Origin of the sequence: Blautia sp. OF09-25XD (genome assembly GCF_003482095.1) — a bacterium.
GTDB lineage: Bacteria > Bacillota > Clostridia > Lachnospirales > Lachnospiraceae > Fusicatenibacter > Fusicatenibacter saccharivorans.
In genome coordinates this window covers 1-22,930 of record NZ_QUMG01000022.1, presented here as the reverse complement: position 1 = coordinate 22,930, position 22,930 = coordinate 1, and the positions used below count along the sequence as shown (strand labels likewise).

Below are 22,930 nucleotides of genomic sequence, written 5' to 3'. Positions count from 1 at the left end.
AGGTTCATCCAATCAGGAGGTAATGAAAAGATGAAATTCACAGAAGGTTACTGGCTTCCGAGTGAAAAAGCAAATGCATCCCATGCAATGCAGGCTTATGAAGTAGAGCAGATCCCAGGCGGTATGCGTATCCTGGCTACCACCCGCCCGATCGAGCACAGAGGTATGACCCTGAACCTGCCGACCATCACCGTTGAGTTCGTGGCACACACACCGGATACCATCTCCATGGAAGCATGGCACTATGAAGCATACGACAACAAAGTTCCGTCCTTCGACAAAACAGAGAGCGTATACGAGGACGTAACCGTTACCATCAACGACGATGAGGCAGTTCTCGACACCGGAAGCGTACTGGTACGCGTACAGAGAAAAGGAATCTTCGCTTACACCTTTGAGGCAGACGGAAAAGTCCTGACCGGAAGCGGATTCCGCAACCTTTCCTATATCAGATGGGATCGCAAGCAGAGCACCATGCTGCCGGCACCGAACTACATGACCGAAAAATATCAGCCATACATGGTAAGTGAGCTGTCCCTTGGCGTAGGTGAGTGCGTATACGGCCTTGGCGAGAGATTCACCCCATTCGTGAAAAACGGACAGGTTGTCGATACCTGGAATGAAGACGGCGGTACTGCATCCGAGATCGGATACAAATGCGTGCCATTCTATATGACAAACAACGGCTACGGTATTCTCGTTGACAGCACCGACAACGTTTCCTTCGAAGTAGCAAGTGAAAAAGTTGAGTATGTCGGCTTCTCCGTACCGGGCGAGAGAATCAAATATTATCTGTTCCACGGCCCGTCACCGAAGAAGATCATGAACGAGTACACCGCACTGACCGGACGTCCGGCACTTCCTCCGGCATGGTCCTTTGGTCTGTGGCTGTCCACATCCTTCACCACCAACTACGACGAAGAGACCACCACATCCTTTATCGAGGGAATGGAGAAGAGAAATATTCCGCTGAGCGTATTCCATTTCGACTGCTTCTGGATGCATGAATTCCACTGGTGCGATTTCGAGTGGGATAAGAAATGCTTCCCGGACATCCGTGCAACCTTAAAGAAATATCATGACAAAGGCCTGCACATCTGCGCATGGATCAACCCGTACATCGCACAGGGAACCGCGTTCTTCAAAGAGGGTGCAGCAAACGGCTATCTCCTTCAGAGAGCAGACGGCAAGGGCGTATGGCAGACCGATAACTGGCAGGCTGGTATGGGTCTGGTAGACTTCACCAACCCGGATGCCGTAAAATGGTACACCGATAAACTGAAAACCGTTCTGGACTGCGGCGTAGACTGCTTCAAGACCGACTTCGGCGAGAGAATCCCGGTTGACGTTGTTTACCACGACGGAAGCGATCCGCAGGCAATGCACAACTACTATACATACCTGTACAACCAGGCAGTATTCAACCTGTTAAAAGAAGTAAAAGGCGAGAACGAGGCAGTTCTGTTTGCAAGAAGTGCAACAGCAGGAAGCCAGAAGTTCCCGGTACACTGGGGCGGCGACTGCTCCGCAAACTATCCGTCTATGGCAGAAACCCTGCGCGGCGGCCTTTCCTTCGCTATGAGCGGATTCTCCTTCTGGAGCCATGATATCTCCGGCTTCGAGAGCACCGCAACACCGGATCTGTACAAGAGATGGTGCGCATTCGGCCTCATGTCCACCCACAGCCGTCTGCACGGATCAGGAAGCTACCGTGTGCCGTGGCTGTTCGATGACGAAGCATGCGACGTTGTAAAATTCTTCACCAACCTGAAATGCTCTCTGATGCCGTACATCTTCCAGAAATCTGTAGAGGCACACGAGGAAGGAACCCCGGTAATGCGCCCAATGGTATTCGAGTTCATGAACGATCCGGCCGTTCCGTATCTGGATCAGCAGTACATGCTGGGTGATGCCCTTCTGGTTGCACCGGTATTCCGCGAGGATAAAGTTGCACAGTACTACCTGCCGGAAGGCACCTGGACCGAGCTTCTGACCGGCGAGACAAAAGAGGGCGGCAGATGGTATCAGGGAACCTACGACTACTTCTCCATGCCGCTGTATGTAAGAGAGAACAGCATCGTAGTAAGAGGAAACTGCGACACCAAACCGGATTACGACTACGCTGACCACGCAACTGTTTGCGTATATCAGTTAAAAGACGCAGCCGAGACAAAAGTTCCGGATATCCACGGAAACAATGTATTCACCGTAAAAGCAGTCAAAGACGGCGACACAGTGAAAGTATCCGTAGAAGGCGCACATACCGAACTGAAAGTAGAAGTCTTCGTCGGAAATGAGAAGAAAGAAGCTGTTCTGGCAGCAGATGCAAGCGAAGTTGTTGTTGCATAAGCATCGGAATGTAAGAATATAGGGAGGGAGAGGCACGGAAAAGCAAATTTTTCTGTGACCTCTCTTTTCAAAAAAGGAGAATAAAACAATGCGTTTTCAGACAAAAAATGGTGTATTAATTGCACAGGCAAACGGAGAAACACTGCGGATTGAGCCGTGGGGAAAAGATTCCTTACGTGTCCGCGCAACCATGCTTCCGGAATTTTCCGGAAAAGACTGGGCGCTGACCGAAGTGCCGGAAAAAACAGAGGCAAAAGCAGAGCAGTTTGAGGTCGATCATCTGGAAATCGACGGATCGATGGGAAAAAGAACCAGCGCATCGATCACCAATGGAAAAATCCGTGCTGTGGTCAACTTTGCAGGAGTTATCACCTTCTACAAAGAAGAACAGGAAATTTTAAGAGAATATCACCGTTGCTACGACGGAACGATCAGCAAAGAGAGCCGCTGCTTAAAAACGGTCAACCGTGAGTGGAAAGGTGTGATCGGCGGAAGCGAATACAGCCTGAACCTGAAATTTGAGAGCAACGACGGAGAGAAGATTTTCGGAATGGGCCAGTATCAGCAGAAATACATGGATCTGAAGGGATGCACCCTGGAGCTGGCGCAACGGAACTCCCAGATCAGCGTACCATTCGCCGTATCCAGCTTAGGATATGGTATGCTGTGGAACAATCCGGCTGTCGGACAGGTAACCTTCGGAAAGAACTACACCGAATGGACTGCACGCTCGACCAAAGATATGGACTACTGGCTGACCGCAGCCGATACACCGAAAGAGATCCTGGAAAATTACACCGCAGTGACCGGCCGCGCGCCGAAATTCCCGGAGGACCGTATGGGCCTGTGGCAGTGCAAGCTGCGCTACCGTACGCAGGAGGAAGTGCTTGAAGTGGCACGCCGCTACCAGAAGGAAGGCATCAAAATCGATCAGATTGTCATCGATTTCTTCCACTGGACCGTACAGGGCGACTGGAAATTCGATGAAAAATACTGGCCGGATCCAAAAGCCATGGTGGACGAACTGCATTCCATGGGAATCAAAGTTATCGTTTCCGTATGGCCAAGCGTAGACCGGAAGAGCGAGAATTTCTGGCCGATGCTGGACCGCGGCCTGCTGATTAAAACAGAGCGCGGCGCCCTGCAGACGTATGATTTCCAGGGGGACTGCGTGGAAATCGATGTGTTCAACCCGGAAACCAGAAAATACGTCTGGGAAGTCTGCAAGAAAAACTATTATGATTTTGGAATCGATGCCTTCTGGCTGGACAACTCAGAACCGGATTTCGGCGTTTACGATTTCGATCATTACCGCTATATCGACGGACCTGCTCTTTCCTGCAGCAATATCTATCCGCAGCTGTACAGCCGTGTCTTCTATGACGGCATGAAAGCAGAAGGAGAAGAAAATATTGTAAACCTGCTTCGCTGCGCCTGGGCCGGAAGCCAGAAATACGGAAATGTTGTATGGTCCGGCGATGTGCCGAGTACCTTTGAAGCCTTCTATGATCAGCTCCAGGCCGGCCTTAATATGGGTCTTGCCGGCATTCCGTGGTGGACAACCGATATCGGCGGCTTTATGACAGATGATGTCAACGACCCGGATTTCCAGCAGCTTCTGATCCGCTGGTATGAGTTTGCCGTTTACTCTGCTGTTTTCCGTATGCACGGCGACCGCGGACCGCACAACATTCCACCGCTCGATGACCGTGATTTTGGCGGCGGCTACCTGTATACCGGCCAGTCCAATGAACTGTGGAGCTATGGAGAAGAAAATTACCGGATCATGAAGAAATATTACGACATCCGCATCAGCATGCACGATTACATCAAACAGCTGTATGACGAGGCATCCGAAAACGGTTCTCCGCTGATCCGTACCATGTTCTATGAGTTCCCGGATGACAAAAAATGCTGGGAGCTGCAGGAACAGTATATGTTCGGAAGCGAATACCTGGTAGCGCCGATTTTCCATCTGAACGAGTTTGAGCGTGAAGTATATCTTCCGGAAGGACGCTGGGAAGACACCAGAGACGGAAAAGTGTACGAAGGCGGACAGACTATCCGTGCCGCTGCACCGATCGATTCGATTCCGGTATTTAAGAAAATGGCATAAGATCGTGTAAAAAGGTCAAAAAAGAAAACAGTACAGAAGACACACACAGCGTGGGGACTTTTCTGTACTGTTTTCTTTTCGACTCTAACTGCGCATCAGATATCCATATTTGCGCATCTGTCGGCGTATGATTTGCTCAACACGCTGGCGGATTTCCAGAGGGTAGTAATCGGCCAGAGAAGCCAGTTCCGTGCAGACATCTTTTGGAGTAAAGGAAAAGTGAAGCTGGATACCGTATAATTCCTCCGCAGCATCCAGCTGTGTATCAAAATCAGAGCTGAAAGGTTTGGCTTCGATGCGTTCCATACAAACATCCATCGGCAGATCCAGAGGGTAGTCATTGCTAATGTCTGCAAACAGGCATAAACCCTGATCGAACAGAGGACTTGGAGAATATTGCTCTGTTTCTGTATCATATAGAACAGCGATGTTGTTGGTGTGCCGGTCTTCGTTTAGAAAGAAGGCATCAATTTCCAGCATAGCGGTCAGATATGCACCGAAATTCTGAATTCCCGTCATGTGTTCCATCTGATCTGCCAGAAAACGAATGCGTTCCGCCGGTTCTGAAAAAGCAGCAAGCGTGATTGCCAGACTGTCTCCGGTATTCTGGCGGTACAGTTTTTCCAATGGGATCAGCATCTGATTTGCTTTTAGAAAATCAGGACTGGAACAGCCACTGCGGAGAGTACCGCGGTATGCAATCCGAACTGGCTGATACAGGACAAACGGGTGGGAAAGAGAGCTTTTTTGCAGTAAATGAGACACCAGTGTCTCCGAGAGTCCCTCATATCCCATATAGTCGGATTTGTACCAGATATTACCGATTTTCCACTTGAGCTGGTCCCCTTTTGAGGTGTGATCTGTTTTTTTGACAGGCAGCTGATTATCAAGACGGATCTGTTCCATGGCGTGCCTCCTTATTTTTCAGAATCAGGATCCATTGCTCGTCACCGGCCATTCGCCCATCTGTTTTTTCAATGATAAGCAGCGGATCATAAAAGGGAAGTCCCATTTCTTTTAAAATATCTTTGGCATGATCGCGTGTTTTGGGAAAACAGCGGCTTTCCAGAAACCAGGTAAAATCATCCCAGGTCGGATGCTCCACAACGCCAAAGGCACGAAGCGGAATTTTTTTTGTGTAATTCTGGATTGCAATTTTCTCATGACGGAAGTCGATATCAATCGTTGTGCAAAGCTGATCGCGGTAAAGAAAACACATCCGCGTTTTGACATCGGGATCCGTGCTGAAACAGTGGGCACGGGCGATTTGATTGTATACCGTCTGCCTGCTGACCTGAAAGGTGCGCGCGATCTCGGCAATACTTTTTCCCTGCTGCTGCAAGGCAGCCATCTGAATGATTTGTGGCAGCGAAAAAGCAGGTTTTCTTCCAGCTGCATGGCGCAGGGCTTCTTTTTTGGCTAACTGCTGGTATTGTTCCGCGTCTTTGGAAAGCCTGCGCAGCTCCTTTGGATCTGTTGTTCCAAAGATCTCGTAAATCTGTTGCTCAAATGTGTTTTTCATGCAATCACCTCGTTTCTGCCATTACTGTATCACAGAGATCTGAAAGCGTCAAGAAATCATTTATTGACAAAAAACGAACTGATTGAGAAAAGTTACGGCTCGCAGATGTCTGAGAACAGCAATCATGGCGATGAAAGAACTTCCCTGCAGTGCAGGCAAAAGCTTGGCAGAAAAAAGCAAAGGCAGACCCCATTCTGCGTGAAAAACTGCTTCAGACAAGGGAAAATCCGAATCCAATCCACGCATTCTGCGAAATCTGCCATGCCTATGGCGTTTCCATCTATGAAATGGATCTTGCCATGGCAGGTGAAGAATTTTACGCAGAAATCAAACGCAGCACCAATGGCGGCGGAGAAAATTCCCCGGCGCTTGAAGGGGAAGATGACTTCTATGAGCTGTTTCTGGCAGCGTTAGAAAATATATGATTTTTTGCGAAGAATGTAAGTATTGATGAGTGTGGAAAGCTGCATGGACAGTGCCTGATGAACCTGCGAAGGGCTTGCCATGTCGTAGACGACACCGTCAAAAACTTCGAAGCGTTTCTCTTCTGGAAGCATTTCATACTGTTCCAGCGTGACTTTTTCGAGCTGTGGTTGAAGAACTGGCGTCATAAAATACACATCTTTTCCCAAAAATGAAATGAAATCGCTTAAAATTCTTTCTTTAAATGTTCTGCGAGAATCGTATCGTAATCGCCTTCGATTTCCTCATCGCGCCCTGCATACCGCAGATTGGTCTCCACGCCGACCGGCTCCACATCGTCTGCAAATTCCCAGATATGATACCGCAGACCGCGGTGCTCAAAGTCGATGCTTCCGCAGTTATCCTCTTCCGTATAGGAAAACGTGATTTTTTTCTCGTTTAAGACAGATTGAATTTGTGTCATATGCATAAAGCGTGATACCTCCGATTTTGTAGTTATCTGGAATAAAAAACAGCTACATTTGTTTACATTAGTATAGAACAGGGCGGGAGAAAATTCAATCGAAATTCTGGTCAGAATCATCGCAGCAGCTCTCACACGCGGTGTGCAGAGACAGCACGGCGTCGGAACGACCATCAAACATTACGCCTGCAACAATCAGGAAGAAAACCGCCGCGGCGTATCGAGCATCGTCTCCGAGCGCGCCCTGCGTGAGATCTATCTGAAGGGCTTCGAAATTGCAATCAAAGAATCCCAGCCAAAGGCAATTATGACATCCTACAACAAGGTAAACGGTGTCCACACCGCCAACAGCTATGATCTGTGCACAACCGCTGCAAGAAAGGAATGGGGCTTTGCCGGCATCATCATGACCGACTGGACCACAACAAACGCCGACGGAGGCTCCTCCGCCGCAAAATGCATCGCCGCCGGAAATGATCTTGTGATGCCGGGAACCGACACCGACCGCCGCGAAATCCTGGATGCGCTGAGTGCCGAAAATGACCAGTATCTCGAGGAAAAAGACCTGACCGCCTGTGCCCAGAGAATCCTGGAAATGATTTTTACTTCCAATTCATATGAATAATGCGGCGTTTTCAGGGATAAAATAACATCAGAAATAGCTGCCGCCCCTTCGCAAAGCAAAATTTTCCATGCGGGCTTTGAATGTTACAGTTCGCTGAGATGCAGTGAACTGTAACATTCAAATAGTTGGGCAATTTCACGATTGAAATTTCCCATAACATGTATTAGAATATAAATGATATCAATAAATACGAGGACGTGAAAAGAATGTCAGGATTAAGTAACACACAATATTTTAAAGTAAAAACAGAGCCGGAGATTCAGGTAAAAGAGGTACTCGAAACCGTTTACAACGCCATGGTAGAAAAAGGGTATAATCCAGTCAACCAGATCGTAGGCTATATCATGTCAGGCGACCCGACGTACATCACAAGCTTTAAGGGAGCCAGAAGCCTGATCATGAAAGTAGAGCGTGACGAGCTGGTAGAGGAACTGTTAAAAGAGTACATCAAAAATGAATCCTGGAAGTGAGCGTAATTACTATGAGAATAATGGGATTAGATTACGGCTCAAAAACAGTAGGGGTGGCAGTCAGCGACGCCCTGGGTCTTACTGCGCAGGGAATCGAAATTGTCCGCAGAAAATCGGAGAATAAGCTGCGTCAGACGCTGGCCCGGATTGAAGAGATAGCAAAAGAGTACGGCGTGGAAAAAATCGTACTCGGCTTCCCGAAACATATGAACAACGACATCGGAGAGCGGGCCGAAAAATCTCTCGAGTTCAAAGAAATGCTGGAGAGACGGACAGGCCTGCCCGTTGTTATGTGGGACGAGCGGCTGACAACGGTCGAAGCAGACCGCACCATGATGGAAACCGGAATCCGCAGGGAAAACCGCAAGGAGTACGTAGATATGATTGCAGCTGTTTTTATCCTGCAGGGATATCTGGACTATCTTTTCCATCAGAAGGAATCACAGGAAAACTGAACAAAGGAATATTGTATGGAAAAAATAACATTTGTAACAGATGATGGCGGCAAAGAAGAATTTTACGTGGAGGAGCAGACCAGAATCAACGGAGTCAACTATATTCTGGTATCCGATTCAAAGGACGACGAGGCAAATGCCTATATTCTGAAGGATATCTCCACCGACACCGACGCAGAGGCAGAGTATGTTGTGGTAGAAGACGACACCGAATTCGATGCCGTTTCCGGCGTATTTGCTTCCATGTTGGATGACGAGGCAGACATCACCTATTGAACCAGCCGTTTTGAAGCCATACCGGGACGCAGACGAAGCGGGACCGGGACAGCGCTTTAAAGGGCAAATCCTGCAGGTGCGGGACATGCTCCATCAGCCTGAAGTGACGCTCAGGGGATGCGTGCGTGAAGCCGTACCGGTAACGGAATCGTTTGGAAAACATGCGCGGAGGTGCTATTTGAAAAAGAATAATGGAAGTAAATTAAAAATTATACCGCTTGGCGGTCTGGAACAGATCGGTATGAACATCACCGTTTTCGAGTATGAGGACAGTATCATCGTCGTAGACTGCGGACTTGCATTCCCGGAAGACGACATGCTCGGTATCGACCTGGTCATCCCGGATGTAACATATCTGAAAGAAAACATCGACAAAGTCAAAGGCTTCGTCATCACCCACGGCCACGAGGACCATATCGGAGCCCTGCCTTACATCTTAAAAGAAGTGAATGTACCGGTCTACGCCACCAAACTGACGATTGGCCTGATCGAAAACAAATTAAAGGAGCACAACCTGCTCCGTACCACAAAACGGAAAATCATCAAACACGGACAGTCCATCAACCTGGGCGCATTCCGCATTGAGTTTATCAAAACAAACCACAGTATTGCAGATGCAGCAGCACTGGCAATCTACTCCCCGGCTGGCATCATCGTCCACACCGGAGACTTCAAAGTCGATTACACACCAGTCTTTGGTGATGTCATCGACCTGCAGAGATTCGCAGAGATCGGAAAGAAAGGCGTTCTGGCACTGATGTGCGACAGTACCAATGCAGAGCGGCCTGGCTTTACCATGTCCGAGCGGACCGTAGGAAAGACGATCGACGGCCTGTTTGCCGAGCATCAGAATTCCCGAATCATCATCGCAACCTTCGCATCGAACGTCGACCGTGTGCAGCAGATCATCAACTCTGCTTATAAATATGGCCGTAAAGTTGTCATCGAGGCCGCAGTATGGTCAACATCATCTCCATCGCGCAGGAGCTGGGCTACATCAATATCCCGGAAAATACCCTGATCGATGTGGAACAGATGAAAAACTACACCGGCGAGCAGCTTGTCCTGATCACCACCGGAAGCCAGGGCGAGTCCATGGCAGCACTGTCCCGTATGGCGGCACATCTGCACAAAAAGATCTCGATCCTGCCGGGCGACACCGTGATCTTCAGTTCCCACCCGATCCCGGGAAATGAAAAAGCCGTTTCGAACGTCATCAACGAACTGTCTGCACAGGGTGCCAACGTCGTATTCCAGGACGTTCACGTATCCGGACATGCCTGCCAGGAGGAAATCAAGCTGATCTACTCCCTGGTAAAACCGAAATACGCGATCCCGGTACACGGCGAATACCGTCACTTAAAAGCACACGCAGAAGTAGCACAGAGCCTCGGCATCCCGAAAGAGAACATCTTCCTCATGTATTCCGGTGATGTCATGGAACTCGATGAGGACGGCGCAGCAGTAACTGGCAAAGTCCACACCGGAGCCATCATGGTCGACGGACTCGGCGTTGGTGATGTAGGAAATATCGTCCTGCGTGACCGCCAGCATCTGTCCGAGGACGGAATCATGGTCGTTGTACTGACTCTCGAAAAGAGAACGAACCAGCTTCTGGCCGGCCCGGACATCGTATCCCGCGGTTTCGTCTATGTACGCGAATCCGAGGATTTGATGGGCGAGGCAAGAGAAGTTGTAGAAGAGGCGCTGGATGGCTGCCTTTCCAAAAATATCTCCGACTGGGCAAGATCAAATCCACGATCAAAGATGCCCTCGGCGATTATGTATGGAAGAAAACAAAGAGAAGACCGATGATCCTTCCGATCATCATGGAGGCATAAATACCATGGACAAAGTAACAGAATGTCTGGATGCGCTCATCGAAGAAATGAGGGAGAGCAGGGCATATCAGAATTACTTGTGGATGGAAGAGGAACTTGAAAAAGACCCGGACTTAAAAAGCCGGGTCGACGACTATCGAATCCGCAACTACCGACTGCAGCAGTCCGAAAACGTAGACCTTTACGATGCGGTAGATTCCCTGGAGCGGGATTCCTGCGCACTCCGCAAAAGCGAGAAGGCAAACGCTTATCTTGAGGCGGAGCTTGAGGTCTGTAAGATGGTACAGAAGGTGCAGGACCGTATTTCAGAAGAAATCCGCATCGGCGTACCGGAAATCTAAAACCGAAAATCAAAAGGAGAGCGCCCATGTCCGAAAAGAAAAGGGATGCCGGATACCACGCAGCGCTGACAGGTGCGAAAGGAACCGTGCGCCTGCTCATTTACGTCTGCGTAATTCTTGTGATCATTCTAGCAGCGAAAACTTCATATCAGTTTGGACATGACGTGTTTGCTGAGGAGCCAGTCGCATCCAGAGGAAAAGGAAAGAAAGTCACCGTACAGGTGCGTTCCGGCATGGAGGCGAAAGAACTTGGCGAACTCCTGAAAGACAACGGACTGATCGACGAAAGCCTTCTGGTTTTCGAAGTCCAGTACCGCCTGTCCGGCTACTACGGCGGCATCAAGGACGGTTCCTACGTGCTGAACACCGCACAGACCGTCGATGAAATGCTGGAAATTCTGGCGGGCGTCAACACCGAAGGACAGCCGTCCGCGGAATAACGCACGTTTGCAAAACAAGAGGAATCTTACATGATAATAGACGAACGAATGGTAACCTACATCAATTCCCTGGACACCGGCCACACCCCGTTTCTGGAAAATCTGGAGCGGACGGCCAAACAGACAAAAGTGCCGATCATTCGCCGTGAAATGCAGAGCTTTTTAAAAGTATTCTTAAAGATGAAACAGCCAAAGAGAATCCTGGAGGTAGGAACTGCCGTAGGATTCTCTGCTGTTTTCATGGCACAGTACGGCGAACCGGACGCAGAGATTACCACAATAGAAAATTACGAAAAACGCATCCCGATCGCACGGGAGAACTTCGAAAAATCCGGCTTTGCCGACCACATTACCCTGATTCCGGGAGACGCTGCAGAAGTCTTAAAAACCCTGGACGGCCCGTACGATTTTATCTTTATGGATGCCGCAAAGGGACAGTACATCCATTTCCTGCCGGAGGTCTTACGCCTTCTCGACGAAAAAGGCGTGCTGATTACTGACAATGTGCTGCAGGATGGCGACGTCATCGAATCCCGCTTCGCCGTGGAACGCCGGAACCGCACGATCCACAAACGGATGCGGGAATACTTATTTGAACTGACACACAATGAAGGGCTGCTGACATCGGTCGTGCCGCTGGGAGATGGAATCGCGATTACGATGAAAAGCCATGAGAAGAGAGAGGAAACAACATGAGAAAACCGGAATTACTGGTTCCAGCCAGCAGTCTGGAAGTATTAAAAGTAGCAGTGATCTTCGGCGCAGATGCCGTATATATCGGCGGAGAAGTCTTCGGACTCCGCGCGAAGGCGAAGAACTTTTCGATGGAAGATATGAAAGAAGGCGTGGAGTTTGCGCATGAGCATGGCGTAAAGGTCTATGTCACCGCGAATATTCTGGCACATAACCAGGATCTTGAGGGCGTGTGCGCTTACTTTGCCGAATTAAAAGAGATCGGGCCGGATGCACTCATTATTTCGGATCCGGGAGTGTATCGGATTGCGATGGAAGTGTGCCCGGAGATTGAGCGGCATATCAGTACACAGGCGAATAATACGAACTATGGGACGTATCAGTTCTGGTATGAGCAGGGAGCGAAACGTGTCGTGACGGCAAGAGAACTGTCTCTGGCGGAGATCAAAGAGATTCGGGAGCATATTCCGGAGGAGATGGAGATCGAGACGTTTATTCATGGGGCGATGTGTATTTCGTACTCGGGTAGATGTCTGCTGTCCAATTATTTCACGGGAAGAGATGCGAACCAGGGGGCTTGTACACATCCGTGCCGGTGGAAGTATGCGGTCGTGGAAGAGTCCAGACCGGGGGAGTATCTGCCGGTGTATGAGAATGAGAGAGGGACGTATATCTTTAACTCGAAAGACCTTTGTATGATTGAGCATATCCCGGATTTGCTGGATGCGGGGATTGACAGTTATAAGATTGAAGGAAGAATGAAGACGGCGCTGTATGTGGCGACGGTGGCAAGGACGTATCGGAAGGCGATTGATGATTATCTGGAGAGCCTAAGAAGTATGAGGAGAATATGGAATGGTATCGGGATCAGATCTCGAACTGTACGTACAGGCAGTTTACGACGGGATTTTTCTATGGGAAGCCGGATCATGAGAGCCAGATTTATGATAGTAATACGTATGTGAAGGAGTATACGTATCTGGGGATTGTTGGGGAGAAGAATGAAAAAAGCAGATATGCGATTGAGCAGAGGAATAAGTTTTCGGTTGGGGAAGAGATTGAAGTGATGAAACCGGATGGGGAGAATGTCTGCGTTACGGTGAAGGGGATCTGGGATGATGAAGGGAACCAGATGGAGAGTGCGCCGCATCCGAAGCAGAAATTGTGGATTGATCTTGGCGTGGAATTGGATAGGTTTGATATTTTGAGAAGGAAAGAAATGGAATAGGATAGGAAAATAAAAGGGGATTAGGAACGTGTCATTTTCGAAAGGCTGCTAATCCTTTTTTTGTGCGAATAGAGATTATGTAAAATAATGGTAATGATAAAAGAAACAAATAGGAAAAAGTTCGACATTCTGTGAAAAAAGTTGCTTCATAATGTTTACAAACTGGAGCAAATAAGCTAGAATGTACATGATATTATTGGACTAAGGCTAAATGCTGTTTTAATAGGCCATAAGTCACAAAAATATGTTAAGTATCATTACAAACGGAATGTATATAACTGGCAATGTCTACTCAACAAACCGTATTGACGTAGCATTGCCAAAAAGAACCTGTTTTGCACACTAATTGAGTTGCTGAAATTGGCTATATTTCACAGCTGTATGAACTAAAAATGCCAAAAATATATACAGAATGCTGAACTTTTGACCCATATGGCACATAATTGGCACAACTTTTTCAGAAGAATCATAGAAATGGCGGAAAACAGGAGAAAACAACAAAAATCCATGAGCTTATCATTAACGTCTGAAACTGCTGTTGAGTACACTATCTGACCCGCTAATGACACCTACATCATAACGGTTTGTTGAGTCATGAAAAATAGAGAAAAACAGATGATTTCTACTTCAAAAAACAGCTGTTGAGTAGAGCATGAATGGTGATGATAATTACATGTTTTGAGTGGTTAAAGTGAATGTTTTGTTCACAACGAACAATGAATGGTGAGAATTGGACTGAATGATATATATAGTTTTAACAAAACTCATGTGCCGACAGGGTTCGATTCAACAATCCAACACTTAGAAAAAACATCATTGCAGGGTATACGGGGTTCGACCGTACAAATCAACACTTCGGCTATAGAGAAATAGAAACGAGTGTACTCAACGGATGTTTTATGGAGTAGAAACATGATTGCTGGGGTAATCGGATACGACAGTATAAGAAAACACTTAGCCGAGTGTGGTTATCACACAGTGGAAATTAGAGAGAAATGCCATCCATATGGATGTGTACATAGAAAATTAGAGGATATGCCCGATGAGGGCCGGAGGAGTAAATAACATGAAGAATTACAAAATCGCCGTTGCGGGTACTGGTTATGTGGGATTATCCATTGCCACCTTGCTTTCCCAGCACCACCAGGTAACCGCAGTTGATATTGTTCCGGAGAAAGTTGAGATGATCAATAATCGCAAGTCTCCGATTCAGGATGATTATATTGAAAAATACCTTGCAGAGAAAGAATTGAACCTGACCGCAACTCTGGATGCAAAGGCTGCATACTCTGATGCGGACTTTGTTGTAATAGCGGCCCCTACGAACTACGATAGCCACACCCAGCACTTTGACACATCTGCAGTCGAAGCTGTGATCAAGCTGGTCATGGAATATAACCCGAACGCCATCATGGTCATCAAGTCCACGATCCCTGTGGGCTACACCGCATCCGTGCGTGAGAAGTTCAACAGCAGGAACATCATCTTCAGCCCGGAATTTTTAAGAGAAAGCAAAGCACTGTACGACAATCTTTATCCTTCTCGTATCATCGTTGGCACTGATTTGGAAGACGAAAGATTAGTAGAAGCAGCACACGAGTTTGCTGGTCTGCTGCAGGAAGGTGCTATCAAGGAGAACATAGACACTCTGTTTATGGGCTTCACCGAGGCAGAGGCAGTCAAATTGTTTGCCAATACATATCTGGCCCTGCGCGTGGCTTACTTTAACGAACTGGACACCTATGCAGAGAGCAAGGGCTTGAACACCCAGCAGATTATCGACGGTGTATGCCTTGACCCTCGTATTGGTAGACACTACAACAATCCGTCCTTTGGCTACGGCGGATACTGCCTGCCGAAGGATACCAAGCAGCTGCTGGCTAACTATGCAGATGTGCCGGAGAACCTGATCGAGGCTATTGTCGAGAGTAACAGAACTCGTAAAGACTTCATCGCCGACCGCGTTCTAAAGCTGGCTGGTTATTATGGTTATGACGAGGATAACGAGTACGATAAGGAACAGGAAAAATCTGTGACCATCGGTGTGTACCGCCTGACCATGAAGAGCAACAGCGATAACTTCCGTCAGAGTTCTATTCAGGGTGTCATGAAGCGTATCAAGGCCAAGGGTGCAACGGTTGTGATTTATGAGCCGACTCTGAAAGATGGCGAGACATTCTTCGGATCAGTAGTGGTTAATGATCTGGCTAAGTTCAAGGAAATGAGCCATGCCATCATCGCAAATCGGTATAGTAAAGATCTTGATGATGTGAAAGAAAAAGTTTATACGAGAGATATTTTCCAGAGAGATTAAGAGATAGATGAGGCAATAAAAGATGGATATCAAAAAAGAATACGAGCGTTGGTTGGAAAACGCAACAGCAGATGCAGACGTTGCCGCTGAACTGAAAACGCTAGATGATACAAAAATTGAGGATGCTTTTTACCGTGACCTCGCCTTTGGCACGGGTGGTCTGCGTGGTGTCATCGGTGCAGGCACCAACCGCATGAACATCTATACTGTGGCAAAAGCTTCTCAGGGTTTGGCTGACTATTTGAAGAAGAACTTTGCAGAGCCGTCTGTAGCAATCGGCTATGACAGCCGTATCAAGAGCGATGTGTTCGCCAAGGTTGCCGCAGGCGTGTTTGCTGCCAATGGCGTTAAGGTCAATATCTGGACTGTCCTGATGCCGGTGCCGACTGTGTCTTTTGCGACCCGGTATCTGCACACCTCTGCTGGCGTGATGGTCACTGCTTCTCACAATCCCAGCAAATACAATGGCTACAAGGTTTATGGTGCAGATGGCTGCCAGATCACGACCGAAGCTGCCGCCGAAATTTTGGCTGAGATTGAAAAACTGGACATCTTTGCAGATGTAAAGCACAGCAATTTTGAAGCGGGTCTTGCAAACGGTAGTATCAAATACATCCCGGATGAGGTCTGTACTGCCTTTGTGAATGAGGTCAAGAATCAATCTGTTCTGTTTGGTGAAGAGGTCAATAAAAATGTTGCCATCGTTTACAGTCCTCTGAACGGTACAGGTCTGAAGCCTGTGACCCGTACCCTGAAAGAGATGGGCTACACCAATATTACGGTGGTCAAGGAGCAGGAGCAGCCGGATGGCAATTTCCCGACCTGCCCGTACCCGAACCCGGAGATCAAGGAAGCAATGGCACTGGGTATGGAATATGCCAAGAAGTGCAACGCTGACCTGTTGCTGGCAACTGACCCGGATTGTGACCGTGTAGGTATTGCCGTTAAAAACAAAGCAGGCGAGTATGAACTGCTGTCTGGTAACCAGACTGGTATGCTGCTGCTGGACTACATTTGTAGCCAGCGTATGAAGCATGGCAAGATGCCTGCTGACCCTGTGATGGTTAAAACTATCGTCACGATGGATATGGGTGAGCAGATTGCTACTAACTATGGCCTGCGCACCATCAATGTGCTGACTGGTTTTAAGTTCATCGGTGAGCAGATCGGCAAGCTGGAGCAACAGGGCAAGGCTGACAGTTATGTGTTTGGTTTTGAGGAAAGCTATGGCTATCTGACCGGTTCCTATGTTCGTGACAAGGACGGCGTGGACGGTGCCTACATGATCTGCGAAATGTTCAGCTACTATGCGACCAAGGGCATCAGCCTGCTGGATAAGCTGGACGAGCTGTACAAGACCTACGGCTACTGCCTGAATACCCTGCACAGCTACGAGTTTGATGGCAGTGCAGGTTTTGCCAAGATGCAGAGCATCATGCAGGCATTCCGCGGCGGCATTAAAGAGTTTGGCAGCAAGAAGGTCGTTAAGCTGCTGGACTATGCGCCGGGTCTGGATGGTCTGCCCAAGTCTGATGTGTTGAAGTTCCTGCTAGAAGATAACTGTTCCATTGTGGTGCGTCCTTCCGGTACGGAACCGAAACTCAAGACCTATATCTCTGTCAGCGCAGAGAATAAAGAAGCGGCCGAAAAGGTGGAAGCAGAGATTCGTAAGAGTGCTGAAGAATTCTTGAAGTAAAGATAGAGGAGAAAAAATTATGAATATTATTTTACTTTCCGGTGGTTCTGGTAAGCGTCTTTGGCCCCTTTCCAATGATGTACGTAGTAAGCAGTTCATCAAGCTGTTCAAGAATAATGATGAGTACGAGTCTATGGTGCAGCGTGTGTATCGCCAGATTACCACGGTGGATGCTGATGCAAAGATTACTATTGCAACGAGCAAATCGCAGGCAAGCGCCATAAAGAATCAGTTAGGTGAAAAGGCTTCTATTTGTGTAGAGCCTTGCCGCCGCGATACGTTCCCGGCCATCGCACTGGCTGCAGCCTATCTCCACGATGAACTGGGCGTTGATGAGAATGAAGCTGTTGTTGTCTGCCCGGTTGACCCTTATGTAGATAATACCTATTACGAAGCTGTTAAGACTCTGCAGGAACTGGCAGAGCAGGGTGACGCAAATCTGACTCTGATGGGCATTGAACCGACCTATCCTAGTGAGAAGTACGGTTACATTATTCCTGAAAGCGGCGAAAACGTCAGCAAGGTTAAGGAATTCAAGGAAAAGCCGGATGTGGAAACGGCCAAGAAGTATCTGGCTCAGAGTGCACTGTGGAATGCCGGCATCTTTGCATTTAAGCTAGGGTATCTACTGGACAAAGCACATAGCATGATCGACTTTGAAGATTATCGCGATCTGTTTAATAAGTACGATACTCTGACTAAGATCAGCTTTGACTATGCTGTAGTTGAGAAAGAGTCCAGCATTCAGGTTCTGCGTTACAGCGGTGACTGGAAGGATGTCGGCACTTGGAACATGATGGCAGAGGTCATGGCAGATAAGACCAAGGGCAAGGCCATTCTGGACGAAACTTGTGAGAATACTAATGTGGTGAATGAGCTGAATATCCCGATTCTCTGCATGGGTTGCAAGGATATGATTGTTGCCGCCAGTGGTGATGGTATCTTAATCGCTGATAAAGAACGCAGCGGTTATATGAAGCCTTATGTGGAAAAAATCGAAACCGAGGCAATGTATGCTGAGAAGTCTTGGGGTACTTATACAGTTATCGATGTTCAGCCTGGTTCTATGACAGTCAAGGTTTCCATGAGAGCTGGCGAGCATATGACTTACCATATGCATAACTACCGCGAGGAAGTATGGACTGTAGTTTCTGGTAAAGGTAAGGCAATCGTTGACGGCATGGAGCAGGTACTCCGCACTGGTGATGTAATTACTATTGCGGCAGGTTGCAAGCATACAGTGGAGGCTATTACGGCACTGGATATGATTGAAGTACAGCTTGGAGAAGAAATCAGCGTTGCAGATAAGATTAAATTTCCGATGGAATAAAAAACAGTGGGAGACAGAGTAATGGAAATCATGAAATTGATTCCGACGGGTAAAGATTATTTGTGGGGTGGTACTCGACTTCGGGAAGAATATGGTAAAGAGATTGATTTAACACCATTGGCAGAAACTTGGGAGTGTTCAGTTCATCCAGATGGCCCAAGCTATGTGGCAAATGGTACATATAAAGGAAAAACACTGGCTGAAGTGTTGAAAGCACATTCTGAATACCTTGGAACAAAAGTAGAAAACGGTGAACTTCCAGTATTGGTTAAGTTTATCGATGCCAAGAAAGATCTCTCAGTTCAAGTTCATCCAAGCGATGAATATGCAAGAGAGCATGAAGGTGACAATGGCAAGACCGAGATGTGGTATGTCATTGATGCTGATGAGGGTGCAAGTCTTATATATGGCTTTCAGCATGAGGTGACGGAGAAAATTCTCCGAAAGGCAGTTGAAACAGGAACACTGGATAAGCACTTGCAAAAAGTTCCAGTCCACAAGGGCGATACCTACTTTGTTCCGGCGGGGACTGTGCACGGTATTGGCAAGGGTATTTTGGTAGCAGAAATTCAGGAAAGCTCCAATGTAACCTACCGTGTCTACGATTATGAGCGTGTGGACAAGAACGGTAAAAAACGGGAACTGCATTTCGATAAAGCTGTGCAGGTTATGAACATGAAGGTCGCACCGGATGTGAGTCAGAAACCGAGAATGGTGAAGTATTATTCTGGTTGCTCTCGTGAATTGCTCTGCCGTTGCAAGTACTTTGAAACGGAGCGGATTCAGGTCACAAAGGGCTTTGCTTTTTCCGTGATGGACACTTCTTTTCAGGTGTTGATGTGCCTTGATGGATATGGAGAAGTACAGACGATGGATGCGGAGCAGAAGCCGATGCGATTCAGCAAGGGAGAAACACTGTTTTTGCCTGCAGGATTGGGCAGATGCTTGGTCGTTGGTGATGCAGAATTGATTAAAGTTCGGTGCTAATAGGCTTGTAGTGAGGATGAATAAATGTCAAGAATGAAGTTTATGAATACAGAGATTGATAACTTGACAATGCAGGAAACGCTGCAGGCTATTGATCGGCTGATTCAAGAGGATAGAAGTGCATATGTGGTAACCCCGAACGTGGATCACATTGTACAGCTTGAAACAAGTAAAGAATTACAGGCGGTTTATGAGAATGCGTCATTGATTCTGACGGATGGCAAACCACTGTTGTGGATCGCCAAATGGTATGGAACACCGATTAAAGAGAAAATTTCAGGATCGGATTTGTTCCCACTCTTGTGTGATATGGCTGCGAAAAAAGGATATAAGATGTTTTTTTTAGGTGCGGCTGAAGGTGTAGCTGCAAAAGCGGCGGAAAACCTAGCAAATAAATTTAAAGGATTACAGGTTGTTGGTACATATTCTCCACCATTCGGGTTTGAAAAAAATCAGGATGAGATGGATAAAATTAAATCCATGATAAAAGAGGCTGCCCCGCACATTTTGATTGTTGGTCTAGGCTGCCCGAAACAGGAAAAGTTCATGTACCACCACTGTAAAGAACTCGGAGTACCAATTTCCTTTGGATTGGGTGCCAGCTTTGACTTTGAAGCAGGTAATATCAAAAGAGCACCTCGTTGGATGTCCAATCATGGCTTAGAGTGGCTTTTTAGAATAACACAAGATCCAAAGCGCATGGCAAAACGCTACCTGATAGATGATCGAAAGATTCTTGGTTTAGCAATTAAGTATAGAAAAATAGGTGGATAAATGGACTTAGTAACAATAATCACACCCGTTTATAATGGCGAAAAATACTTGCAACGCTATTTTGCGCAGATAAATGCGATTGGGTATAAAAATTTACAGATAATCGTTGTTAACGATGGAAGTAAAGATGAAACATCAGAAATTGTACAAAAATATGCAGAGGAAGATAGCAGAATAGAATTCATCGATAAAAAAGTGAATGAGGGTGTCAGCAGCGCAAGAAATGATGCATTAAAAAGGGCCAAAGGAACGTTTTGTTTCTTTTTCGATTGTGATGATACTTTTGATGCACAAATTGTTGAAAAATGCGTAGCGAAAGTAAAATCTGATACAGACACTGTTTGCTATAATTATGCATCAATACGCAGAAATGGAAGCGTAGCTGAACATAAGTTTTCCTATTTGAAACGTCAATATAATAAAAAGGAAATTCTGGAACAGGTACTGCCAAATTCCTTTGGAACATCGATAGCAGATTTAAAGGGATACCTTTCAGGCAAGCGAGGAATGCGCCAGGGAAAGGAACTAAATGGGCCATGGCGTATGATGTATTCACTTAAGATAATCCGAGAGGAAAATATCTTTTTCCGAAAAGATTTGCGTGTTGGTGAAGACACGATTTTCACTAACAAATATCTGGCAGTAGCGGATGTGATTTATACGATAGATGAGCCGCTGTATTATCTCCACAACAACGACGGGTCAGCGATAGAAGCATATAATCTTGATGTCAATCGAATGATTTCAGGGAAGTTGCAGCTTATCCGAGCGAAAGATGAATTAAGTAATGAACTGCAACAGATGGGCATGGATACATATGAGCTGTGGGGGGGGAGTACATACTTTCTTCCGTTCAAATTGGCTATGCTCTAGCGAAGGATAAAAAATTATCAATTGCTGAAAAATGTAAGGCTTTGAAAAGTTACCATTTGAATTCTATAGTTAGGAACCAATGGAACCGTCTGAAAACAAAAGATATTATTGAAACAAAAAGCATTAAGGCAATTCCGGTTTTCTTATTAAAAATAAACTGGATAGCTATTACAGAATTGATGCTCATCCTGTTTTGTAAAATGGGATTTAAAATCAGCTGAGAAAGGGCAGAGATGAAAGTATTAATAGATTTGACTTCTCTTGCAGATAACTTTTCTGGAATTGAGCGATTTGCACTTAGTATTACGAAAGAATTGATTTCGGATCAGAGCAGAAGTGATATTGAATATATACTCGTTTTCAAAAATGAGATACATAAAGATTTTTCTGCGGAGCAGAACAATGTTAGAAAAATTATTGTAAGAGGAAAGAATAAACTGATTTTTAATCAGTTGCAGTTACCATTAAAACTAACAACTATAAAAGCAGATTACTACTTTTTTCCGGCGTTCCCAGCACCATTTTTCTTTTTTAACAGAAATGCAATAAGTGCAATTCATGATGTTGGGTGTTGGGATTGTCCAAGTAAAAATAAAAGGTACATGACTCTCTATTTTAAGCTCATGTACAGAAAAGCTGCGCTTGGGCATAAGAAAGTCGTTACGGTGTCGCAGTTCTCTAAGGATAGAATTTCAAAGATTTTGAAAAAAAATCCTGAAGAGATTGCCGTTATTTATGATGGTTTATCGGATTGCTTTGCGAACTTTTACTATGATAGAGGACAAGATATGAAGGCTAAGGAAGGCTATGGACTTCCAGAAAAATATATTCTCTGCCTTTCAACGTTAGAGCCGAGAAAGAATATGAGGCTCTTGGTAGATGCATTTAGTGAACTGATCAAAGAAAAGAAAATTGATACCAACCTGGTTTTAGCTGGAAGAAAAGGTTGGTTAATGGATGATTTACTTTCCAATCTGGATAAGGAAATTGTTGACCGAATTCATTTCACCGGTTTTGTGGATGATGATTTATTGCCGTATGTGTATAGGAATGCACAGATCTTCGTATTTCCGTCAGTATATGAGGGATTCGGAGTGCCTCCAATTGAAGCAATGTCTATGGGGATTCCTGTAATTTCTTCAGATGCAGCTTCATTACCAGAGGTTTTGGGTGATGCGGCTTATTATTTTAAAAATCGCAATCTGAAAGATTTGAAAAAACAGATTGTAGCTGTCATGAATCTTCCTAAAGGTCAAATTAATCTAGTAAAGGAAAATGGAATTATTCAAGCGAGTAAGTATAGTTGGAAAATAGAAGCTATAAAATTGAAAAAGCTTTTATTGAGAGAATATGATTAATAACATATATAGGTGAGTCAAGTAGATGAAAATATTATTGGTAAATACATTTTATTATCCTGAAGTTAAGGGTGGAGCAGAATATAGTGTAAAAAAATTAGCGGAAGCTTTACAAGCTGATGGAAACGAAATTACAGTATTAGCATCAGGCAACACCGATAATGATGAAATTATTGATGGTATAAAAGTTCATAGAAGAAAATTCCATTCTATTTATCATTCGTATGGAAATGTAAATAAGAATGTTATTACTATGATTTTTCATAGGGCTTTGGATTTTTGGAATCCTATGAATCGAAATATAAATTATTGACATTTTTAAAGAAAGAAAAAACCAGATATAATTCATACAAACA

At 46.1% G+C, this 22,930-nt stretch carries 22 protein-coding genes and 2 pseudogenes; 20 read left to right on the top strand and 4 right to left on the bottom strand.

Annotated elements, in window-relative coordinates; translation table 11 throughout:
- The first annotated feature begins 30 nt into the window (after nucleotides 1-30).
- Nucleotides 31-2,349 carry an alpha-xylosidase gene (yicI, locus tag DXA93_RS15460; RefSeq protein ID WP_119208705.1) on the top strand — a complete coding sequence of 773 codons (2,319 nt, stop codon included), beginning with the start codon at nucleotides 31-33 and terminating at the stop codon, nucleotides 2,347-2,349.
- Between the two features lie 88 nt (nucleotides 2,350-2,437).
- Nucleotides 2,438-4,465, top strand: coding sequence for a glycoside hydrolase family 31 protein (locus tag DXA93_RS15455; protein WP_119208703.1), 2,028 nt, complete (start codon nucleotides 2,438-2,440; stop codon nucleotides 4,463-4,465).
- An 84-nt stretch (nucleotides 4,466-4,549) separates the two neighbouring features.
- On the opposite strand, the gene DXA93_RS15450 is transcribed toward DXA93_RS15455, so the two are convergent.
- A complete protein-coding gene (locus DXA93_RS15450; protein ID WP_119208701.1) occupies nucleotides 4,550-5,371 on the bottom strand; it encodes a hypothetical protein in 822 nt (273 codons plus the stop codon).
- Complete coding sequence (locus DXA93_RS15445) at nucleotides 5,352-5,987, bottom strand: helix-turn-helix domain-containing protein (RefSeq protein ID WP_119208699.1); 636 nt, start codon at nucleotides 5,985-5,987, stop codon at nucleotides 5,352-5,354. Before DXA93_RS15445 ends, DXA93_RS15450 begins: the two co-directional genes overlap by 20 nt.
- Before the next feature lie 149 nt (nucleotides 5,988-6,136).
- Between DXA93_RS15445 and DXA93_RS15440 the strand changes: the two genes are divergently transcribed.
- Complete coding sequence (locus DXA93_RS15440; protein ID WP_055265064.1) at nucleotides 6,137-6,412, top strand: hypothetical protein; 276 nt, start codon at nucleotides 6,137-6,139, stop codon at nucleotides 6,410-6,412.
- Here the strand turns inward: DXA93_RS15440 and DXA93_RS15435 are convergent.
- Together DXA93_RS15435 and DXA93_RS15430 are read right to left on the bottom strand one after the other, a co-directional pair.
- Nucleotides 6,398-6,598 carry a Uma2 family endonuclease gene (locus DXA93_RS15435; RefSeq protein WP_117804669.1) on the bottom strand — a complete coding sequence of 67 codons (201 nt, stop codon included), beginning with the start codon at nucleotides 6,596-6,598 and terminating at the stop codon, nucleotides 6,398-6,400. The two genes, DXA93_RS15440 and DXA93_RS15435, sit on opposite strands and share 15 nt — an antisense overlap.
- Nucleotides 6,599-6,636: 38 nt before the next feature.
- Nucleotides 6,637-6,879 (bottom strand): hypothetical protein, encoded by a 243-nt coding sequence (locus DXA93_RS15430; RefSeq protein ID WP_055265060.1) that lies wholly within the window; start codon nucleotides 6,877-6,879, stop codon nucleotides 6,637-6,639.
- A 136-nt stretch (nucleotides 6,880-7,015) separates the two neighbouring features.
- Between DXA93_RS15430 and DXA93_RS15425 the strand changes: the two genes are divergently transcribed.
- From DXA93_RS15425 to DXA93_RS15345, 17 genes and pseudogenes are all read left to right on the top strand, one after another.
- Nucleotides 7,016-7,498: a glycoside hydrolase family 3 N-terminal domain-containing protein gene (locus DXA93_RS15425; protein ID WP_416388114.1), complete on the top strand. Its 483-nt coding sequence runs from the start codon at nucleotides 7,016-7,018 to the stop codon at nucleotides 7,496-7,498.
- Nucleotides 7,499-7,704: 206 nt separating this feature from the next.
- Nucleotides 7,705-7,968: an IreB family regulatory phosphoprotein gene (locus tag DXA93_RS15420; RefSeq protein ID WP_022461716.1), complete on the top strand. Its 264-nt coding sequence runs from the start codon at nucleotides 7,705-7,707 to the stop codon at nucleotides 7,966-7,968.
- Nucleotides 7,969-7,979: 11 nt separating this feature from the next.
- Complete coding sequence (ruvX, locus tag DXA93_RS15415; RefSeq protein ID WP_119208697.1) at nucleotides 7,980-8,423, top strand: Holliday junction resolvase RuvX; 444 nt, start codon at nucleotides 7,980-7,982, stop codon at nucleotides 8,421-8,423.
- Nucleotides 8,424-8,438: 15 nt separating this feature from the next.
- Nucleotides 8,439-8,699, top strand: coding sequence for a DUF1292 domain-containing protein (locus tag DXA93_RS15410; RefSeq protein ID WP_055265056.1), 261 nt, complete (start codon nucleotides 8,439-8,441; stop codon nucleotides 8,697-8,699).
- A 178-nt stretch (nucleotides 8,700-8,877) separates the two neighbouring features.
- A pseudogene (locus tag DXA93_RS20740) lies at nucleotides 8,878-10,540 on the top strand (ribonuclease J).
- Entirely contained in the window at nucleotides 10,486-10,881 is a 396-nt protein-coding gene (locus tag DXA93_RS15400; RefSeq protein ID WP_119208695.1) for a YlbF family regulator, read from the top strand. Before DXA93_RS20740 ends, DXA93_RS15400 begins: the two are co-directional and overlap by 55 nt.
- 26 nt (nucleotides 10,882-10,907) lie before the next feature.
- Nucleotides 10,908-11,321, top strand: coding sequence for a solute-binding protein (locus tag DXA93_RS15395; RefSeq protein WP_119208693.1), 414 nt, complete (start codon nucleotides 10,908-10,910; stop codon nucleotides 11,319-11,321).
- Between the two features lie 30 nt (nucleotides 11,322-11,351).
- Nucleotides 11,352-12,017, top strand: coding sequence for an O-methyltransferase (locus DXA93_RS15390; protein ID WP_119208691.1), 666 nt, complete (start codon nucleotides 11,352-11,354; stop codon nucleotides 12,015-12,017).
- A pseudogene (locus DXA93_RS15385) lies at nucleotides 12,014-13,242 on the top strand (peptidase U32 family protein). The gene DXA93_RS15390 and the pseudogene DXA93_RS15385 overlap by 4 nt, the downstream one beginning before the upstream one ends.
- A gap of 1,066 nt (nucleotides 13,243-14,308) precedes the next feature.
- Nucleotides 14,309-15,556: a nucleotide sugar dehydrogenase gene (locus DXA93_RS15380; protein WP_119208689.1), complete on the top strand. Its 1,248-nt coding sequence runs from the start codon at nucleotides 14,309-14,311 to the stop codon at nucleotides 15,554-15,556.
- Between the two features lie 22 nt (nucleotides 15,557-15,578).
- Nucleotides 15,579-17,252, top strand: a complete 1,674-nt coding sequence (locus DXA93_RS15375) for a phospho-sugar mutase (RefSeq protein ID WP_119208687.1) — start codon at nucleotides 15,579-15,581, stop codon at nucleotides 17,250-17,252.
- 19 nt (nucleotides 17,253-17,271) lie between these two features.
- On the top strand, nucleotides 17,272-18,582 hold the full coding sequence (locus DXA93_RS15370) for a sugar phosphate nucleotidyltransferase (RefSeq protein ID WP_119208685.1): 1,311 nt from the start codon (nucleotides 17,272-17,274) through the stop codon (nucleotides 18,580-18,582).
- Nucleotides 18,583-18,603: 21 nt separating this feature from the next.
- Nucleotides 18,604-19,569: a type I phosphomannose isomerase catalytic subunit gene (locus DXA93_RS15365; RefSeq protein ID WP_119208683.1), complete on the top strand. Its 966-nt coding sequence runs from the start codon at nucleotides 18,604-18,606 to the stop codon at nucleotides 19,567-19,569.
- 24 nt (nucleotides 19,570-19,593) lie between these two features.
- On the top strand, nucleotides 19,594-20,343 hold the full coding sequence (locus DXA93_RS15360) for a WecB/TagA/CpsF family glycosyltransferase (protein WP_119208681.1): 750 nt from the start codon (nucleotides 19,594-19,596) through the stop codon (nucleotides 20,341-20,343).
- Nucleotides 20,344-21,216 carry a glycosyltransferase gene (locus DXA93_RS15355; RefSeq protein ID WP_119208679.1) on the top strand — a complete coding sequence of 291 codons (873 nt, stop codon included), beginning with the start codon at nucleotides 20,344-20,346 and terminating at the stop codon, nucleotides 21,214-21,216. It abuts the gene before it with no gap.
- A 233-nt stretch (nucleotides 21,217-21,449) separates the two neighbouring features.
- Entirely contained in the window at nucleotides 21,450-22,574 is a 1,125-nt protein-coding gene (locus tag DXA93_RS15350; protein WP_119208677.1) for a glycosyltransferase family 4 protein, read from the top strand.
- Between the two features lie 25 nt (nucleotides 22,575-22,599).
- Entirely contained in the window at nucleotides 22,600-22,887 is a 288-nt protein-coding gene (locus DXA93_RS15345) for a hypothetical protein (RefSeq protein WP_119208675.1), read from the top strand.
- Nucleotides 22,888-22,930 lie beyond the last annotated feature (43 nt).